Below are 17,696 nucleotides of genomic sequence, written 5' to 3'. Positions count from 1 at the left end.
GGCTCAGGGCGAACGGAATTTGTAGTTGTTCTCAGGCTTCGCCGAACACCCGGCGGAAAATCGTGTCGACCTGCTTGAAATGATAATCGAGGTTGAACTTGTCCTCAATCTCCGCGACCGGCAGCGCGGCGGTGACGTCAGTGTCGGCCTTGAGCAGTTCCAGTAGCGAAAGCTGGCCGTCCGATTCCCACACCTTCATCGCGTTGCGCTGGACATAGCGGTAGCTGTCCTCGCGGCTGACGCCCGCCTGGGTGAGGGCCAGAAGGACGCGCTGCGAGTGGACGAGGCCGCCCATCTTGTCGAGATTCTTCATCATCCGCTCAGGATAGATGAGCAGCTTGTCGATCACGCCGGTCAGGCGACCGAGCGCGAAGTCGAGCGTGATGGTCGCGTCGGGGCCGAAGAAACGCTCCACCGACGAATGGCTGATGTCGCGTTCGTGCCAAAGGGCGACATTTTCGAGCGCAGGGACCACAGCGGCGCGGACGACGCGGGCGAGGCCGGTCAGATTTTCGGTCAGCACAGGATTGCGCTTGTGCGGCATGGCCGACGAGCCCTTCTGGCCGGGCGAGAAATATTCCTCCGCCTCCAGCACTTCGGTGCGCTGAAGGTGGCGGACCTCGACGGCGAGGCGCTCGATCGAGCTGGCGATGACGCCCAGCGTCGCAAAGAACATCGCGTGACGATCGCGCGGGATCACCTGGGTCGAGACCGGCTCGATCGCGAGGCCCAGTTTCTCCGCGACATGCTCTTCCACGGCGGGATCGATATTGGCGAAGGTGCCGACCGCACCGGAAATGGCGCAGGTAGCGACTTCGGCGCGGGCGGCGATCAGGCGGGTCTTGCAGCGGCTGAACTCGGCATAGGCTTCGGCCATTTTCAGGCCGAAGGTGACGGGTTCGGCATGGATGCCATGGCTGCGGCCGATGGTGGGGGTCAGCTTATGTTCAAAGGCGCGGCGCTTGATGACCTCCAGCAGCTTGTCCAGATCCTCGATCAGGATGTCCGATGCGCGGGCAAGCTGGACAGCGAGGCAGGTGTCCAGCACGTCGGAGCTGGTCATGCCCTGATGCATGAAACGGGCTTCGTCGCCCACCTGTTCGGCCACCCAGGTCAGGAAGGCGATGACGTCATGCTTGGTGACCGCCTCGATCGCGTCGATCGCGGCGACGTCGATAACCGGGTTGGTCGCCCACCAGTCCCACAGCGCCTTGGCCGCCGATGGCGGCACCACGCCCAACTCGCCCAGCTTCTCGGTCGCGTGCGCCTCAATCTCGAACCAGATTTTGAAGCGGGCTTCCGGTTCCCAGAGGGCGGTCATTGCGGGACGGGAATAGCGGGGGACCATGGGCGAATCCTGCACAGGAGAGAGATAAGGTGCCGCGCGCCTAGCAGCGTCCTTGCGCCGGGGCAAATCGCGCCGATGTCATCAAAGAAAATGAAGATAATGGCCTCAACTGGTCGCACTTGGCACAGCAAAGGCAGTCGAATTGAGCGGATTCCCAAGACAAGCCGTTGAACATGAACGGATATTCAGGAACATTGACGGGTTATCAGTCATTATCCCTTCGTCATTCAACGCCGGGCAGAGCAAGTATTCACTGTTCCGGCTTAAGTAACCGAGGAGATTGTCATGATCCGCACGCTTCTAGTCACGACCGCCCTTGCTATTGCCGCCCCCGCTATGGCGCAGCAGGCTGCAACGCCGCAAGGTGCAATGCCTGCCACGCCCGCAACGCCAGCGGAACCGCAGGCTGCAACACCGGAAGCCGCCACTCCTGCAACGCCAGCGACCCCCGCTAACCCCACCAATGCGGTCGCTTCGATCGTCGATACCGAATTTCCGGCCTATGACGCCAATAGCGACGGCCAGCTCGACCAGTCCGAATTTTCCAAGTGGATGGTCGCGCTGAAGGATCAGGAAATGAAGGCGACAGGCAAGACGCTGCCCGCCGAGCAGGTGACAGCTTGGGCCAATGGTGCGTTCACCACGGCGGACGCCGACAAGAGCGTGTCGGTTAGCAAGCCGGAACTGGTGACCTATCTGAGCGGTGGCGCCGGATAAGTTAACGCAGAAATACTCCCCGTCGCGAAGGACGGAGAAGAAGAGCCCGTAAGGGTCGCAAAAATGGGCGGTATGGCGCGAATGCCATGCCGCCCTTTTTGCGTGGTCGCGATTTAGCTGCGCTTGCGGGTGTAGAGCAGGGCCGCGACGATCGCGGCCGAGCCAATGCCGACGGCTGCGCCGGTCCAGGCAGCCTTGCCTGCGGATTTGCGGGCCGCGCTGGCAAGATCGCTCTTGTCGTCAGCGGGTACTGCGGGGGTGGCGGATGAGGCGTCGGTGTCCGGCGCGGTCTTTTCAATTTTGCTCATGACATCAGCATCTATGCCGTAAAGCGGCGACGGGGAAAAGATGAAAGGCAGTTTTGTGACCACCATCGATCGAAATTATCGCTGCGCGCGGATTACCCCCTGCCCTGCCCCTTGACTTCCGTGCATCGGCATTGTTGGTAGCGCTATCAACAATAGACTGCCAGGAGTTGATGATGCCGGTGGACATGAGCCTGTCCGATTGCCTGCCCGCCGATTGGCGCGATGGCCTGTTTATTGGTCGCGTGCTGCGCGCCGAAGGACCAAGCCCCCTGCTGGTGGCGCAGGGCATCGCCTATGATATGAGCCAGGTCGCGCCGACCGTGGCGCAACTGATCGAAATGCTGCCGGTGTCGCCGGACGCTGGTGAAGCGTTGGGCGCGCTCGACGCGCTGGACCTGCCGCTGCTCAGCCCCGTCGATCTGCAGTGCGTCAAGGCGTGCGGCGTGACCTTCGCCCTGTCGGCGATCGAGCGGGTGATCGAGGAACGGGCGCGCGGTGATTCGGGCGCGGCAGCGGCCATTCGCGAGCGGTTGGAGGAGCGGGTCGGCGGCTCCATCCGTGCGGTCGTCCCCGGATCGAGCGAAGCCGCAGCGCTCAAGGCCGCGCTGATCGAGGATGGGTTGTGGTCGCAATATCTGGAGGTCGCGATCGGCCCGGATGCGGAGGTGTTTACCAAGGCGCCGGTGCTGGCGACCGTGGGCGCTGGCGCGGACATTGGTATCCGGTCCGATTCGACCTGGAACAATCCCGAACCCGAAATCGTGCTGATCGTCGATGCGGGCAGCACGGCGGTCGGTGCGACGCTGGGCAATGACGTCAATCTGCGCGATTTTGAGGGGCGTTCCGCACTGCTGCTGGGCAAGGCGAAGGACAATAATGCGTCCTGCGCGCTGGGGCCGCTGATCCGCCTGTTCGACGACGGTTTCACGATCGAGGATGTGCGCAATGCCGAGGTCGGGCTGTCCATCGACGGACCCGAAGGCTATCGGCTGGACGGGCGCAGCAGCATGAACCAGATCAGCCGCGACCCGCTGGAACTGGTGCGCCAGACGCTGAGCGAGCATCAATATCCTGACGGGTTCGCACTGTTTCTGGGGACATTGTTCGCGCCGGTGCAGGATCGCGAAGATCCAGGGCGCGGCTTTACCCATAAGGTCGGCGATATCGTCACCATCGCGACCCCGCGTCTGGGCAGGCTGGTCAATAGGGTCGTGACGTCGAAGGACGCCGCGCCATGGACCTGGGGGCTGAGCGCGCTGATGACCAATCTGTCGCAGCGCGGCCTGCTGGCCAAGAGGGACGCGGCATGAGCCGGGCCATTTATCCCAGCCTTGTGGGCAAACGGGTGTTCATTTCGGGCGGTGGCAGCGGCATTGGCGAGGGGCTGGTCGAGGGCTTTGTCGCGCAGGGGGCGCGCGTTGCCTTTTGCGATATTGCGCAGGCGGACAGCGAGGCGCTGGTCGCGCGGCTCGCAGGCGCGACCTTTACGCCGGTCTTTCACCATGTCGACCTGCGCGACATTGATGCGGTGCAGGCGATGATCGGACAGGTGGAGGCAGAGCTGGGCGGCATCGATATCCTGATCAACAATGCCGCCAATGACGACCGGCACAGCATTGATGACGTGACCCCCGCCTATTGGGACGATCGGATGGCGGTGAACCTGCGTCACCTGTTCTTTGCGGCGCAAGCGGCCGTCCCGGCGATGAAGCGTGCAGGCGGCGGGGTAATCCTGAATGTCGGGTCGATCAGCTGGCATCTCGCCCTGCCCGATCTGGTGCTGTACCAGACCGCCAAGGCCGCAATCGAGGGGCTGACACGCAGCCTGGCCCGCGATCTGGGGCGCGACAATATCCGCGTCAACACGATCATTCCGGGCAATGTCAAAACCCCGCGCCAGATGAAATGGTACACACCCGAAGGCGAGGCGGAGATTGTGGCCGCGCAATGCCTGGACGGGCGGATCATGCCGGTCGATGTCGCGGCGCTGGCGCTGTTCATGGCGTCGGACGATGCGCGTTACTGCACCGGCCATGATTATTTTATCGATGCCGGGTGGCGCTGACCCGGCATAACCGGATCATCGCAACGATATAAGAGCAGAGAGGACGCACGAGGATGAGTGAGGGCAGCGCGGAGAAGGTCAATATGGCCTTTATCGCCGCGATCGTCGCGGTTGCGACGATTGGCGGGTTCATGTTCGGTTATGACAGCGGGGTCATCAACGGCACGCAAAAGGGGCTGGAAAGCGCCTTTGACCTGGGCAAGTTGGGCATTGGCGTCAATGTTGGCGCGATTCTGGTCGGGTCGTCGATCGGTGCCTTTGGCGCGGGGCGGATGGCCGACATGATCGGGCGGCGCGGCGTCATGATGCTCGCCGCCATCCTGTTTCTAGTCAGCGCGCTGCTGGCGGGGGCCGCCGGGTCGTCGGCCATCTTCATCCTTGCGCGGATCATCGGCGGGCTGGGCGTCGGGGCGGCGAGCGTCATTTCGCCGGTCTATATTTCCGAAGTCACCCCGGCGGCGGTGCGCGGGCGGCTGTCGAGCGTGCAGCAGGTCATGATCATTTCCGGCCTGACCGGCGCGTTCGTCGCCAATTTCGTGCTGGCGCGCCATGCGGGCGGATCGACCGCGCCGCTATGGCTGGATTTCCCGGCATGGCGCTGGATGTTCTGGTTGCAGGCAATCCCGGCCGCGATCTATTTCGTCGCTTTGCTCTTCATCCCCGAAAGCCCCCGCTATCTGGTCGCGCGTGGGCGCGAGACGCAAGCGGAAGCGGTGCTGACCCGGCTGTTCGGCGCGCAGGAGGCCGCCCGCAAAGTGGTGGAGATTCGCGACAGCCTGGCCGCCGACCATCATCGCCCCAAACTATCCGACCTGATCGACAAGAGCAGCGGCACGATCCGCCCGATCGTGTGGACCGGCATTGGGCTGGCCGTGTTCCAGCAGCTGGTCGGCATCAATGTCGTCTTTTATTATGGCGCGACCTTGTGGGAAGCGGTCGGCTTTTCCGAAGATAATGCGTTGCAGATCAACATATTGTCCGGCGTGCTGTCGATTGGCGCCTGTCTGGGGTCGATGCTGCTGATCGACCGGATCGGTCGCAAGCCGCTGTTGCTGATCGGATCGGCGGGCATGGCAGTGACGCTGGCGATCGTCGCCTATGCATTTTCCACCGCGGTCACCGGGGCGGATGGCGGGGTCAGCCTGCCGGGGCATAATGGCCTGATCGCCTTGATCGCCGCCAATCTCTATGTGATCTTCTTCAACATGAGTTGGGGACCGATCATGTGGGTGATGCTGGGCGAGATGTTCCCGAACCAGATTCGCGGATCTGGGCTGGCCGTCGCGGGCTTTGCCCAGTGGATCGCCAATGCGGCCATATCGGTCAGCTTTCCCGCGCTTGCGGTGTCGCCGGGGCTGGTCATGACCTATAGCGGCTATGCGCTGTTTGCGGCGATCTCCTACTTTTTCGTGCGCAAGATGGTGCAGGAGACCAAGGGTCGCGAGCTTGAGGATATGGTCGGCTGAGCGGCGGGCCAATCCTGTTGCGGGCGGAGGCGCTGGAAGCGGCGCTCTCGCCTGCTGGCGGCGGATCGCTGCTGTGGTTGCGCCATGGCGGCGCGGATGTGCTGCGGCGCGCGCCGATCGACTGCGTTGATCCGCTGGGCATGGCCAGTTTTCCGCTGGTCCCCTATGCCAACCGGATCGCGCACGGGCGCTTTGCCTTTGCCGGGCGTGACTATCAACTGCCGCGCAATTTTGGCGATCATCCGCACAGCATTCATGGCACGGGATGGCAGGCCGCTTGGGAGGTCGACGCGCAGAGCGCGAACGCCGTGCGGCTGGTGCAGGATCATGGTGGCGGGGCGGACTGGCCATGGGCCTATTGCGCCGAGCAGCATGTTCAGGTGCGACCCGACGCGATCGATATGCGCCTGACGCTGACCAACAGGAGCGACGCGGCGATGCCTGCCGGTCTGGGCTTCCATCCCTATTTTCTGGCCGATGCCGGGACGCAATTGCAGTTTGCCGCGACCAGTTTGTGGCTGGCGACGCCCGACATGCTGCCCGACCGGGAAGTGGCGGCTGACGCGCTGGGCGACTGGTCGCGCGGGGCCGCTGTGATGGGCGATACGCTGATCGACAATGTCTATGGCGGCTGGGATGGACGCGCGACGATCGTGCAGGGCGACGGCACGCGCATTGTCCTGACCGCCAGCTGCGCAGCCTGGCTGCATGTCTATCGCCCGCCCGATTCCGTCGATTTTTGTATCGAGCCGGTGAGCCATTGTCCCGACGCGATAAACCGGGCCGGTGGCATGGCCGTACTGACGCCGGGCGCCTCGACGCAGCTGTCGATGACGATCGCCATCGACAAAAACGATCGGACGCTTCCGAAAAGCGACGGGATCGCCTAAGCTGCTCCGGTTGAGCAGCAAGAGGATATGCCGATGCAATTTTTGCGGACCGCCTTCTGGGTCGTGGTCGCCGTCGCCCTCGCCTTTTTCTGCATGGCGAATTATGTGCCCGTGACTGTCCGCCTGTGGGGCGACATGGTGATGGAAACCAAATTGCCGGTGCTGCTGATCGGCGCGTTTCTGCTGGGCGCGCTGCCCTTCTGGATCATGGCGCGCGCAACGCGCTGGCGATTGAAGCGGCGGCTGGACAGTGCTGAGCGGGCGCTGGCCGTGACGGCGACCGCCACGCCACCGCCCGTCACCACCCCGCCAGTCACGCCTGACACCTCCATCCCATCCCTTCCCCCCCTCAACCCCGCAGGACCCGTATGAGCAGCCCCCTTTATGTCGCGATCGACACGCCGGACCTTGGCAAGGCGCAAAATCTGGCGCAGCAGGTACGTCATCATGTCGGCGGGTTGAAACTGGGCCTCGAATTTTTCTGCGCCAATGGCCATCATGGCGTGCATGAGATGATGAAGTTCAGCCTGCCGATCTTCCTGGACCTAAAACTGCACGATATTCCCAATACGGTGGCCAAGGCGGTGCAGGCTTTGCACCTGCTGGAACCGGCGATCCTGACCGTCCATGCCGCGGGCGGGCGGGCGATGCTGGAGGATGCCAAGGCCGCGGCTGGCATCAAGACCAAGGTGGTGGCTGTGACGGTGCTCACCAGTCTGGATGATGCCGATCTGCTCGACATTGGCGTGGGCGGCAAAGCGGAGGATCAGGTGCGCCGACTGGCCGATCTGGCGCAAAATGCCGGACTGGACGGGATCGTCTGTTCGGGCGAGGAAGTCGCGATGGTCAAGAAGCATTGGCCGGACGGCTTCTTCGTCGTGCCAGGCGTGCGACCCGCAGGGGGCGCAATGGGGGACCAGAAGCGCGCGGTGACGCCGCGACAGGCGCTGGATCGGGGCGCATCCATCCTGGTCGTCGGACGGCCGATCAGCCTGGCGGAAAATCCCGATCTTGCCGCGCGCGAGATTGAGGCGACGCTGTAGGAACCAACACCTTCACCGCGTTCCGTTCGTTTCGAGCGCAGTCGAGAAACTTGCGCGCTGGGTTTCTCGACTTCGCTTGAAACGAACGGATGTTGGCAGTTTGCCCCTGTAATGTGAAACGGGGCGGGATTTCTCCCACCCCGCCCCGTATTTAGAAGCGCCAGCCGACGCTGGCCACGACCTGATGCCGGTCGGTGTCGATGTCGAATTCGCTGCTCGTCGCGCCGTCCATATAGTCGATATGGGCGCTGTCATATTTGGAGTAGCGATATTCCACCTTGGCAAAGGTGTTCTGGTTGATCGCGCGCTCCACGCCGCCACCGATGCGCCAGCCGTCCAGCTTGAACGCGGTGTCGGTGGTTTCGTCGCTGTCGCCTGCCAGCACGTTGAGCTTGGTGTTGGTGTAGCCGCCCTTCACATAGACCAGCGTGTTGGGGTTGGCGAGGATGCCGGCGCGCGCGCCGACATAGAGGTCACGGCCCTGGCTGACGCGACCGAAACCGAACTGGTCGGTCAAGTCGAAACGGTCGCTCTTGGCAGTGGAGTCGGTATATTCGCCCTCGACGCCGACGACAGCGCTGCCCAGATTCATGTCGTAACCAGCGCCAACGCCGTAGAGCAGACCGTCGATCGACTGGTCGTCGCGGCCGTTATTATTGTCGACATCGCTGCCGGCGCCGACATGGTCATAGCCCAAAATCGCTTCGACGCGGGGACCGGTGAAGGTCGGGCCGACGTCCTGTGCCAGAGCAGGTGAGGCGACCGCGGTTCCGGCCAAAAGGGTTGCGACCACTAACTTACGCATATGCTTAACTCCAATTGTCATTCACGCCCCGCAGGGGTGAGACGTTGAAGTCCGGGCAAAGCCGTTGGTTGCATGAACCTAAGATAAACAAGGACTTATGTTGCCAAATTGGCACAGTGAAGATCATCTCGTCCCGATATTGTGGGCTGAAAAGGACGAGCCGATGGAACCCGCTCAGCACTCCACCACGTTGACGGCCAGCCCGCCGAGCGAGGTTTCCTTGTAGCGGCTGGCCATATCTTCGCCGGTCTGGCGCATGGTTTCGATAACCGCGTCCAGGCTGACGATGTGACGGCCATCGCCCTGGAGCGCGAGATAGGCGGCGTTGATCGCCTTGACCGCGCCCATCGTGTTGCGTTCGATGCAGGGGATCTGGACCAGCCCGCCTATCGGGTCGCAGGTGAGGCCCAGATTATGTTCCATGCCGATTTCAGCCGCGTTTTCGACCTGCCCATTGGTGCCGCCCAGCACGGCGGCGAGGCCTGCGGCTGCCATGGAACAGGCGACGCCGACTTCGCCTTGACAGCCCATTTCAGCGGCCGAGATGGACGCGCGTTTCTTGTAGAGGAAGCCGATGGCGGCGGCGGTGAGCAAGAAGCGCCGCTCGCCATCGCGATCCGCTCCGGGGACGAAGCGACGATAATAATGCAGCACTGCCGGGATCACCCCCGCCGCGCCATTGGTGGGAGCGGTGACGACGCGGCCACCGGCGGCATTTTCCTCATTCACCGCCAGCGCGAATAGGCTGACCCATTCGAAAATCTGCGCCGGGCCAAGCGCGTCCTGTTGCAGGCGCAGCCGCTGGTGGATCGCCATGGCGCGGCGGCGGACTTTGAGGCCGCCGGGGAGCAACCCTTCCTGCGCCATGCCCCGGTCAATCGAGGCGCTCATCGCGTCGATCACGCTGTCGAGGAAGGTGTCCGTGTCCGCCTGCGCCCGCCACGCGCCTTCGTTGCGCAGGACCAGCGTGGCGATGGACAGGCCCGTCGCCTCCCCCTGAGCGAGCATTTCCGCGCCGGAGGAGAGGGATAGGGCTGGACGATATTATGGCCGAGCGGTGCATCAAGCTGGGAGCTGCCGGGCAGGACCGCGCCGCCGCCGATGGAGTAATAATCCTGCACTTGGCGATCGCCTTGCCCCTCGAACCAGGCGCAAAAACGCATTCCGTTGCTGTGCGCTTCGAGAAATTCGCCCTTGTGGAAGATCAGGTCGCGCGCTTCCTCAAATGCGATCCAGTCCTCGCCCAACCGGATGCGGCCATCATCGCGGATGGCGCGGAGGATTGCGGGGATGGCATCGGGATCGACGCTTTCGGGACGATAGCCGGACAGGCCAAGCAGGATGGCGCTGTCGGTCGCATGGCCATGGCCGGTCAGCGCGAGCGAGCCGTATAAATCGCAACGGACGCGGACAGGCCGGGCGGGCAGCGATTCCATGAACATCAGCGCCGCGCGCATGGGGCCGACCGTGTGCGAGCTGGACGGGCCAATGCCGATGGTGAACAGGTCCATGACGCTGATCGCGGCAGCGGCGTCGATGCGCGACTTGGTCACGATCAATAATCCTTCGAGACGCGCACGTTGGCGCTTTCGCGGCCCAGGGTCGAGATGGCGCCGAGCAGCGAGAGCCAGCGCGTGACCTGATATTCGATCCGGGTGGCGCTATAGCCCTGTCCGTCGGTAATCAGTTCGACATAGGTTTTGCGGGTCAGATATTTGCCCGCCGCGATCGAGGTCCCCTGCCCCTGTGTCGGATCGGCAGCGATGATGCGCAGCCGGTCGAGACCCGCCGCCTTGCGCACCGCATTGATCGGGTCCAGCCCACCGCCGCCCTGGAGCGAGCCGACCGCCGAGGCGAGTTGCAGCGCTTCGGGCGCGGACAGGTTGGTGATCGAGGTGCCGAAGAGGATGCGGGAGAGCAGTTCGTCCTGCGGCAAAGCGGGGACGCTGGTGAAGGTGATTTCAGGTTTCAGGCCGGTGCCGCCGACATGGATGGTGGCGGTCAGATCGCTGACGTCCGCCTGTGCGTCGATGTCCAGCGTCGGGTTGACCGGCGTCTTGCCGTCAAACTGGATGCGGCCTTCGCGAAGGTCGAACCGGCGGCCGGCAAATTCATAGCCGCCACGCACCAGTTCCGCCCGACCCGCAATCGCCGGACTGGTGACGGTGCCGCCGATGTCGAGATCGGCGCGCCATTCGCTGTCGAGGCCAAGGCCGGTGACGGTCAGGCGGTTGCGCGCGCGCGCCTTGATCGCCAGCGCCCAAGGGACATTGGTGCGGACCCGCTCAATCTCCTCGCCGCGCCGGTTGATTTCCGTGACGGCCAGCTCGGGTATTTGCGCAACGGCGGCGGCGCGTCCTAGGGTGAAGCGGCTCCTATTGAGGGTCAGGTCACCACCGATGGTCCCGCCGACGCCATCGGAACGCAGGCTGATCGGCCCGGTGACGGTGGCGGCAATATCGTCCCGCTCCAGCAGCGCGGCATTGTCCGCCTGCATTGCCAGGTCCATGCCGACGCCCGCTATGCCGTTGAAGGTGAAGCGGCCGGTGCCGCTGACCGATCCGCCATTTTGCGCGGTGGCGGCGAAGCTGGAGATGACCAGCTGGTCGCCGGAAAAACGCCCCCGCGCCTTGACGCTTTTCAGCCGCATGCCGGTGACGGGGCTGTTGATCGCGGCATTGTCGGTCGCCAGCGATCCGGTGATTTGCGGGTTGCCGAGCGTGCCGCGCATGTCGGCGGAGACGTTGACGGGACCGCCAATGTCGACAATCTCCACGCCGGTCAGCCGCCACAGCGTGTCGGCGGTGCCGCCATAGCGCAGCTGCGCGAAGAAGGGCGCACGGTTGAGGCGCTCGACCAGCCCGCCCTCACGACCCAACGGGTTGAGCAACGCCTGCGCCCGGCCAATCGTCTTGCCATCGGCAACGAAGATCATGCGGGTAGCGAGGCGATCGGCGGTCAGCGCGGCATTGAGGCCGACATCGACCGGGCGTGAACTCAATGACAGGCCGGAGCGCGACAGGCCACGGATGCGCAGCTCCGCCGTGCCGGTCGGCAGGCCGCCGCCGCGCGGCTGGGCATAGCTTAATGACCCGGTCGCCGTGCCGCCCAGCCCCAGATTGTCATAGCCAATGTCGAGCAAAGCGAGCGGCAGTTTCTGCATCCGCGCTTCGACATGGGTGGAGGTGCTGCCCAGTTCGCCCGCCAGTTGCAGCGATCCGCCCGCATAGCTGATGGTCGCAGGCGACAATTTCCAGCCATCGTCGGTGCGGGTCAGCAGCGCCGCGCGGGTCAGGCGGATAGGGCGCTTGTCGATCGTGCCGCCAGCGGTCAGGCGGATGCGGTCGGCATCGACCTGCGCTTCGCCCTGTATGTCGAAGATGCGGCCGCGCTGGCCCGACAGGCTGCCGCGTATCTTGCCCCGCCCATCGACCAGATCGGCATTGGCGGCAAAGCGTCCCAGCAACACGCCCCCGACACGCAAGCCGCGCGCCTGCGCCGTGGCGGTCAGCGTGGTGCGGGACGGATCGAGCAGCATGGTCGCGTCCAGCGTGCCGCGCCGCACCGCGATGACGGTCGGCCCGTCGAAACTGGCGTCATTGGCGGTCAATTTAAGCTGGACCTGCTGGATCGCATTGACAGGCTTCAGGCTGATATAGCCGGTGACCGGACCATTGACGGCCAGTTGCCCGTCGAGGCCACCGGTCACCGGGCGAATGTCGCCGCTGGCAGTGACGCCGGACACGTCGATCCGGGCGATGCGCACGACCGCCTGCCCGCCCGGCGGCAACAGGATGACGCCGCGTCCGGTGAAGGGACCAAGGGTCGATCCACCGCCTGCGGTATAGCTGTAACCGGTCGCATCGGGGATCAGCTTAGCGCGCACGTCGCGCAAGCCGAGCGATTTCATCGGGCTGGCGAGCAGCAGATCGACGGTCGGGCGATCAATCTTGCCATCCAGCGTCAGCCTGACCGGACCATATTGGCCATGCCGCCCCTGCCCCTCCAGATGGAGCGTGCCGTCGCGATGACGCAGGCCATTGCCGGTGAGCGTCAGCAAGGGCGCGTCGAGCCGCAAATTGGTGAGCGCCAACTGCCCGTCCGGGCGCAACGCCAGCGCGCTGCGCACGGTCGGCAGACCGCCGCCTAAAGTGCGCAGAAACTGATTGTCCAGCCGCCGCACCCGCGCCAGCGCATTGCCGCTGAGGCCAAAGCTGCGATTGGGACCGGGCACCGCGCGCAGCTTGGAGGTCAGATCGACAATGCCGAGGCCGCGAATGGCCAGGCCGTTGATCTGCCCATCCAGCCCGAAATCATAGCGGCCCGTATTGAGGTCGGCGAGCATCACCAGCTTGCCGCGCAGCTTGTCCGAGCGCACGTCCATCGGATTGCTGACGATCTGCTGGCCGTTCAGCTGGAGGACGCCGTCGAGCGCGAAATTGCGGACGATCCCCTCGACCAGTTCGCCCTGCCCGTCGAGCCGCGCGGCGCGCAGGCGCAGCGGGATCAGCGCCGGGCCATTTTCCGCCCGTCGCCCCTCGCCATCCATGCGCACGTTGCTGATCAAAGTCTTGTCGAACGCCAGCTGGCGGGCAGTGAGCAGATATTCATAGCCCAAAGTCGAAAAGGGACCGTCGAGCCGGATCTTCGCCGCGACATCCTGCCCGCGCATGGTCTTGAGCAAGGCCTGCGGGCGGGCGAGTTTCAGCTGCACCAGCATATTGTCGAGCGCGCTGTTACGCAGGTCGATCGCGCCGTCCGCGTCCAGATCGATCGCGGCGGAACGGAGCCAGAGGCGGCCGTCAATCACCCGATCGACCATTGTTCCATTGGCGCGGACAGCGAGGCGCGGCGCGGCGAGACGTTGGACGAGGCCGGTGCCTGCAATCGCGCCGCCCTCGATGGAGCCGCGCGCCGAATAGGCGCCGCTGCGTGCGGCGAGGACGAAGTCGGCGACCGGCTGGCTGTCGAGCGTGGCAGACAGGCGACCGTCCCAGCGGCTCCAGCCGCCCTTGCCGCCGATGCGCAGATTGGCGTCCTGTTTAAGGCCCGCCATTGCCGCCAGTACGCCGCCTTTGGGCGCGTTGACGGTGACGTCCAGGCGGAAGCGGTCATTGTCAGGGCGGCTGTCGAGCGCCACGGTCAGCGCGTCCTGCCCGTCGATGACGCGGGCGGTCAGATCGATGATCGCGCGTCCGCCGCGAATGTCGGCGTCGCCCGCCATCGTCGCCTGCTGCACCCGGCCCGTAATGCCCGGCGCGATCGTCAGTTGCCCGACCGAAAATTGCATCAACCGAATGTCGAAGCCGGGCAGGATCGGACCCTGTTTCTGGCTGGGATTGAGTTTGGGCAATTTGTGCAGGGTGGCGCGTGGGATGACCAGCCGGTCGATATCCAGCCGATTATAAGCCCAGGCGAAGGGCCACCAGTCCAGCTCGACCCGTGGCGCGTCGAAGAAACGGCCTTTGGGATCGGACAGGGTCAGATTGTGGAGGACAGCCTTGCGATAGATGCTGCCCTCAATCCGGTCGACCTGGATGCGCAGGCCCGATGGCGGCTTGATCGTCGCGATCCGGCTGATGAGGAAGCGATGGCCAGACGACGTATCGAGCCACGCCAGCGCGCCGACGACGATCAACAGCAACGATGCGACGATGCCGACCAGCCAGCGCTGCCAGCGCCCGTCCCAGGCGCGGCGGCGATGCGGCTTGGTGGCGGGAGCGTCGTCCGCCATCAGAAGGCCTGCCCCAAGGACACATAGACTGCGACGCGCGGGTCGCCCTTTTGCGGGTTGATCGGGGTGCCCACGTCGATGCGGATCGGGCCGAAGCTGCTATAGTAGCGCAGGCCAAGCCCGGTGCCGATGCGCAGGTCGCGGAAGCGCGGCAGGAATGTGGTCGAGATATTACCCGCATCGACGAACGGCACGACGCCGAAATTGCCAAAGCGCACCCGCGCCTCCAGCGAAAATTCAGCCAGACTCTTGCCGCCGACCGGATCGTCATCGACGCCGAAGCGCGGGCCGATCGCCTGATAGCCATAGCCACGCACCGACGCGCCGCCGCCCGCATAAAAACGCCGCGATGGTGCGATCTGTTCAACCGTCGAGCCAAGGATGGTGCCAAAACGCGCGCGGGCCGCGACCACGACCTTTTCACCAGCAGGCTGGTAGATACTGCCATCGACCTGCACCTTGGCATAGCCGAAGGTCTTGTCCTGAAAGGAGAGTTCGGGGCTGAGCCGGCCGCCGAGGCGAAAGCCTTTGGTAGGGTTGAGCAGGTCGTCGCTGCCGTCATAGGTGAGGCTCAACGGGATCGCGCCGATCAGGAAGGTGCGGCGCGCGCCGCCGCTGAACGCATCGGCTTCATCCGACGCGATCAGCTCCGCACCGAAACGCCAGACCCAGTCCTTCTGGAACAATATGTTGGTTTGCCGCTCCAGCCCGCCCGACAAGGTGATGGTGCGCGCGTCATAGGCGTCGCGCTTGATGTTGCTGACCGACAGCAGGCCAGTCAGCACATTGTCGCGGCGGTGGAAATTGTTGCGGCGATAGGTGAAGGAGGCGGTCTGTTCCTGCGTGCCGACGACACCGCGCACCGTCACTGCGCCTTCGGGCGGGAAGAAGTTGCGATGCTGCCAGCTGACTTCGGCGCGATAGCCTTCGCCCGTGCCATAGCCCAGCTGGCCCGCGATGGTGCGCAGCGGCGCGGGGCGGACATCGACGGCGAGATCGACATGGGTGCCATCGCCTGCCTCTTTGGGCTTCAGGCTGACCGACGAGACAAGGCCGGTCGCGACAATGGCGCGGCGCAAATCCTCGACATCCGACGCCTTGTAGGGATCACCGGGATCGAAGCGGGCGATTTCCTGAACATGGTGGGCGCTGAACAGCTTGTCGTCGTTCAGGCGGATCGCACCGAAGCTGCGATAGCCGCCGGGCGTGACGATGATGTCGAGGTCGCCCTTGCGCTCCTCATGGTCGATCCGCACTTCGGGTTCATCGACCTTGGCGAAGGGAAAGCCGGTTTCGGCCAGCACCGCCGACAGCGCGTCGCGCCCGGCCAGAATCGCATCGGCATCGACCGGATCGCCGACCTTGGGCGGGAAAGCGGCGCGTAGTTGCGCTTCCTTGTCGCCCGTCTCGGCGAGGCCAGTCAGATCAACCGATTCGAGCAGATATTGCGGGCCGGGCGTGATGTCGAAGCTGACGGCAAGCCGGTCGCTGCCTGCGGGCGGCGCAGCGACGGCACCCCGGATGCGCGCGGCATAATAGCCCTTGGCGCGCAACAGCCGGTCGAGCAGTTCGTCATCCTCTTTGATCCGTCGGTTGATCTGCGCAAGGTTGGCGGCCTTGCCCTCCCCCTGCCGAAGCGCGGACAATTCGTCGAAGCGCAGTTTGAAGGTGGCGTCGGCGATCGTGTCGACGCCGGTGAGCTGGACGGTATAGCGCCGTTCCTCCCCTGCGTCGGCGAAGGTCGTGGCTTCCTCGACCGGCTCGGCCGGCGCGCTGGCATCGGGCGCAGCGTCAGGCGTTGCCACCTGCACGTCAGCCGGATCGTCGGGCAGCGGCTTTACGCTATCCTCTTGCCCCAGGTCGGGCCAGTCCAGGCCGATGTCGGGCATGGTATCAAGCGACTGGTCGATGTCCGGCATGGCGTCTGGCGGCGTGACGGACTGCGCCAGCGCCCCGCCCGGACAGGCGAGCAGCATCGGAACAAGCAGGAGCCGTGCGGGGTGCGGGCGGCCAGAAGGGCGGCGAAAGGTCCGCAAACCATGGATCATGGCGATGGTCTAGACCAAGTGCGTGCGAAAGCGCCAGTCTTAGAAAGCGAAGAATGCGGCCAAATGCGGGACCGCGATCAGAAGGCGCTGTGCAGCCGGTCGATCAGCGCGCGGGCCGGGTTGGCATCCTTGACCGTAGCCGGACCCATCATCAGGTCCATCCGGTCCTGCAACCGGGCAACCCGGTCGTACAATTCCTGGCTCGCATCGATCAGCGATCGGGCCATGAAGGGAAAACCGGCGGCGAGTTCAGGTGCCGTCTGGGTCGCGCGGCCCAGCCGATATTTCTCGTCCGACAGATCCGCGTCGCCAATCTCGCCCCGCTGCCACGCCCGCTGGCTGAGCAGCCAGGCGATGATGTGCATCAGGCGGGTGGTCACTTTAAGCGATTCGCAGGCGAAGGAAACGCGGCGGAGCGGATCGTTCATTCCTTCGTCGGTGCTGGTGCTACCATCGAAATAGGATCGCGCCTCGTCAGCCATGACCATGGCTTCGAGATAAAGGCCGTCCACCAGTCGGCGGTGAAGGCCACGATCCAGAAAGGCTGCGCTTTGCATGGAGGATGAGTGACATATTATCGCAACCTTGTCAGGTCCGCCGGTGCGCTTTTAGCGTGCGCTGTCCCATTCAGGGTCGGTTAGCCCAGCGTTAACCACAATATTCCGATATAGAAACGAATTTACGCAATGATGTCTGGCACCAGCGCATCTTCCAGCTGAGCGATTTCGTCGCGCAGGCGCAGCTTGCGCTTCTTGAACCGGGCAATCTGCATCTGGTCACCCGCGCCCGCCGCCATCAGAACGGCGATCGCACTGTCGAGGTCGCGATGCTCCACCCGCAACAGCTCCAGTCGGCGCATAATATCTTCTCGGCTCACTGCGCCCCCGATCCGTCAACCATGCTCGTCATACACCCTGATAACCCGCCGCCCTGATGCGGGCCATCGCAAAATTTTCTCATTCAGGCGCAGGGTGCGAATCAGGGCGAGACAAGCCGAATATTTCATGATCTACTTCGTCATCCATCACCCCTCATCTGGAGAATGTTATGGAAAACAGCCACATTTCAGCTCTTTCTGCCAAGCACGCAGGTATCGACGCCCGAATCAAGGCGGAGACGAGTCGGCCCATGCCCGACGCTATTTTGGTCGCTTCGCTCAAGAAGCAGAAATTGCGGTTGAAGGAAGAACTGGAAGCGCAGCACTAAACAGCAGTGCGCGATACGGAAGGAGGTCGAGACGCGGCAGCAGCAGACTGCCGGTCCGGCCCTTCC

General features: G+C 64.2%; 15 protein-coding genes and 1 pseudogene. 8 read left to right on the top strand and 8 right to left on the bottom strand.

Annotated elements, in window-relative coordinates:
- Positions 1-31 precede the first annotated feature (31 nt).
- A complete protein-coding gene (gene purB, locus KRZ98_RS02330) occupies positions 32-1,348 on the bottom strand; it encodes an adenylosuccinate lyase (RefSeq protein WP_217672054.1) in 1,317 nt (438 codons plus the stop codon).
- A gap of 285 nt (positions 1,349-1,633) precedes the next feature.
- Here purB and KRZ98_RS02325 point away from each other — a divergent pair, with 285 nt between their 5' ends.
- The gene (locus tag KRZ98_RS02325) at positions 1,634-2,065 is read left to right on the top strand and encodes an EF-hand domain-containing protein (RefSeq protein ID WP_217672053.1); all 432 of its coding nucleotides are present in this window, start codon (positions 1,634-1,636) and stop codon (positions 2,063-2,065) included.
- A gap of 113 nt (positions 2,066-2,178) precedes the next feature.
- Here KRZ98_RS02325 and KRZ98_RS02320 read toward each other — a convergent pair whose 3' ends face one another.
- Positions 2,179-2,373 carry a hypothetical protein gene (locus KRZ98_RS02320; protein WP_217672052.1) on the bottom strand — a complete coding sequence of 65 codons (195 nt, stop codon included), beginning with the start codon at positions 2,371-2,373 and terminating at the stop codon, positions 2,179-2,181.
- A 173-nt stretch (positions 2,374-2,546) separates the two neighbouring features.
- Between KRZ98_RS02320 and KRZ98_RS02315 the strand changes: the two genes are divergently transcribed.
- Genes KRZ98_RS02315 through pyrF form a run of 6 tightly spaced genes read left to right on the top strand, consistent with a single transcriptional unit; the run spans position 2,547 to position 7,837 of the window.
- Complete coding sequence (locus tag KRZ98_RS02315) at positions 2,547-3,683, top strand: fumarylacetoacetate hydrolase family protein (protein ID WP_217672405.1); 1,137 nt, start codon at positions 2,547-2,549, stop codon at positions 3,681-3,683.
- Positions 3,680-4,438: an SDR family NAD(P)-dependent oxidoreductase gene (locus tag KRZ98_RS02310; RefSeq protein ID WP_217672051.1), complete on the top strand. Its 759-nt coding sequence runs from the start codon at positions 3,680-3,682 to the stop codon at positions 4,436-4,438. The genes KRZ98_RS02315 and KRZ98_RS02310 overlap by 4 nt, the downstream gene beginning before the upstream one ends.
- 53 nt (positions 4,439-4,491) lie before the next feature.
- On the top strand, positions 4,492-5,904 hold the full coding sequence (locus KRZ98_RS02305) for a sugar porter family MFS transporter (protein WP_217672050.1): 1,413 nt from the start codon (positions 4,492-4,494) through the stop codon (positions 5,902-5,904).
- Between the two features lie 17 nt (positions 5,905-5,921).
- Positions 5,922-6,794, top strand: coding sequence for an aldose 1-epimerase (locus KRZ98_RS02300; protein ID WP_217672049.1), 873 nt, complete (start codon positions 5,922-5,924; stop codon positions 6,792-6,794).
- A 33-nt stretch (positions 6,795-6,827) separates the two neighbouring features.
- Entirely contained in the window at positions 6,828-7,166 is a 339-nt protein-coding gene (locus KRZ98_RS02295) for a LapA family protein (protein WP_217672048.1), read from the top strand.
- The gene (gene pyrF, locus KRZ98_RS02290; protein ID WP_217672047.1) at positions 7,163-7,837 is read left to right on the top strand and encodes an orotidine-5'-phosphate decarboxylase; all 675 of its coding nucleotides are present in this window, start codon (positions 7,163-7,165) and stop codon (positions 7,835-7,837) included. The genes KRZ98_RS02295 and pyrF overlap by 4 nt, the downstream gene beginning before the upstream one ends.
- Positions 7,838-7,988: 151 nt before the next feature.
- Here the strand turns inward: pyrF and KRZ98_RS02285 are convergent, their stop codons facing one another.
- From KRZ98_RS02285 to KRZ98_RS02260, 6 genes and pseudogenes are all read right to left on the bottom strand, one after another.
- Entirely contained in the window at positions 7,989-8,642 is a 654-nt protein-coding gene (locus KRZ98_RS02285; RefSeq protein WP_217672046.1) for an outer membrane protein, read from the bottom strand.
- A gap of 174 nt (positions 8,643-8,816) precedes the next feature.
- Positions 8,817-10,195: pseudogene (locus tag KRZ98_RS02280) on the bottom strand (L-serine ammonia-lyase).
- A 2-nt stretch (positions 10,196-10,197) separates the two neighbouring features.
- Positions 10,198-14,376: a translocation/assembly module TamB domain-containing protein gene (locus tag KRZ98_RS02275; RefSeq protein ID WP_217672045.1), complete on the bottom strand. Its 4,179-nt coding sequence runs from the start codon at positions 14,374-14,376 to the stop codon at positions 10,198-10,200.
- The gene (locus tag KRZ98_RS02270) at positions 14,376-16,424 is read right to left on the bottom strand and encodes an autotransporter assembly complex family protein (protein ID WP_217672044.1); all 2,049 of its coding nucleotides are present in this window, start codon (positions 16,422-16,424) and stop codon (positions 14,376-14,378) included. The genes KRZ98_RS02275 and KRZ98_RS02270 overlap by 1 nt, the downstream gene beginning before the upstream one ends.
- Before the next feature lie 77 nt (positions 16,425-16,501).
- Positions 16,502-16,981: a DUF1465 family protein gene (locus KRZ98_RS02265; protein WP_217672043.1), complete on the bottom strand. Its 480-nt coding sequence runs from the start codon at positions 16,979-16,981 to the stop codon at positions 16,502-16,504.
- 122 nt (positions 16,982-17,103) lie between these two features.
- A complete protein-coding gene (locus KRZ98_RS02260) occupies positions 17,104-17,283 on the bottom strand; it encodes a YdcH family protein (protein ID WP_037492337.1) in 180 nt (59 codons plus the stop codon).
- 188 nt (positions 17,284-17,471) lie between these two features.
- On the opposite strand from KRZ98_RS02260, the gene KRZ98_RS02255 reads away from it, so the two are divergent.
- Positions 17,472-17,630 (top strand): YdcH family protein, encoded by a 159-nt coding sequence (locus KRZ98_RS02255; protein WP_006966541.1) that lies wholly within the window; start codon positions 17,472-17,474, stop codon positions 17,628-17,630.
- Positions 17,631-17,696 lie beyond the last annotated feature (66 nt).

The organism is Sphingobium sp. AS12, from assembly GCF_019097845.1.
Classification (GTDB): Bacteria; Pseudomonadota; Alphaproteobacteria; order Sphingomonadales; family Sphingomonadaceae; genus Sphingobium.
Note: the sequence above shows the minus strand (reverse complement) of the source record. Positions and strands in the feature narration are given on the sequence as shown.

What these genes read in the sequence shown, in the direction of transcription:
- purB (WP_217672054.1), bottom strand. Translation starts at nt 1,348, where the DNA reads ATGGTCCCCCGCTATTCCCGTCCCGCAATGACCGCCCTCTGGGAACCG.
- KRZ98_RS02325 (WP_217672053.1), top strand. Translation starts at nt 1,634, where the DNA reads ATGATCCGCACGCTTCTAGTCACGACCGCCCTTGCTATTGCCGCCCCC.
- KRZ98_RS02320 (WP_217672052.1), bottom strand. Translation starts at nt 2,373, where the DNA reads ATGAGCAAAATTGAAAAGACCGCGCCGGACACCGACGCCTCATCCGCC.
- KRZ98_RS02315 (WP_217672405.1), top strand. Translation starts at nt 2,547, where the DNA reads ATGCCGGTGGACATGAGCCTGTCCGATTGCCTGCCCGCCGATTGGCGC.
- KRZ98_RS02310 (WP_217672051.1), top strand. Translation starts at nt 3,680, where the DNA reads ATGAGCCGGGCCATTTATCCCAGCCTTGTGGGCAAACGGGTGTTCATT.
- KRZ98_RS02305 (WP_217672050.1), top strand. Translation starts at nt 4,492, where the DNA reads ATGAGTGAGGGCAGCGCGGAGAAGGTCAATATGGCCTTTATCGCCGCG.
- KRZ98_RS02295 (WP_217672048.1), top strand. Translation starts at nt 6,828, where the DNA reads ATGCAATTTTTGCGGACCGCCTTCTGGGTCGTGGTCGCCGTCGCCCTC.
- pyrF (WP_217672047.1), top strand. Translation starts at nt 7,163, where the DNA reads ATGAGCAGCCCCCTTTATGTCGCGATCGACACGCCGGACCTTGGCAAG.
- KRZ98_RS02285 (WP_217672046.1), bottom strand. Translation starts at nt 8,642, where the DNA reads ATGCGTAAGTTAGTGGTCGCAACCCTTTTGGCCGGAACCGCGGTCGCC.
- KRZ98_RS02275 (WP_217672045.1), bottom strand. Translation starts at nt 14,376, where the DNA reads ATGGCGGACGACGCTCCCGCCACCAAGCCGCATCGCCGCCGCGCCTGG.
- KRZ98_RS02270 (WP_217672044.1), bottom strand. Translation starts at nt 16,424, where the DNA reads ATGATCCATGGTTTGCGGACCTTTCGCCGCCCTTCTGGCCGCCCGCAC.
- KRZ98_RS02265 (WP_217672043.1), bottom strand. Translation starts at nt 16,981, where the DNA reads ATGCAAAGCGCAGCCTTTCTGGATCGTGGCCTTCACCGCCGACTGGTG.
- KRZ98_RS02260 (WP_037492337.1), bottom strand. Translation starts at nt 17,283, where the DNA reads ATGCGCCGACTGGAGCTGTTGCGGGTGGAGCATCGCGACCTCGACAGT.
- KRZ98_RS02255 (WP_006966541.1), top strand. Translation starts at nt 17,472, where the DNA reads ATGGAAAACAGCCACATTTCAGCTCTTTCTGCCAAGCACGCAGGTATC.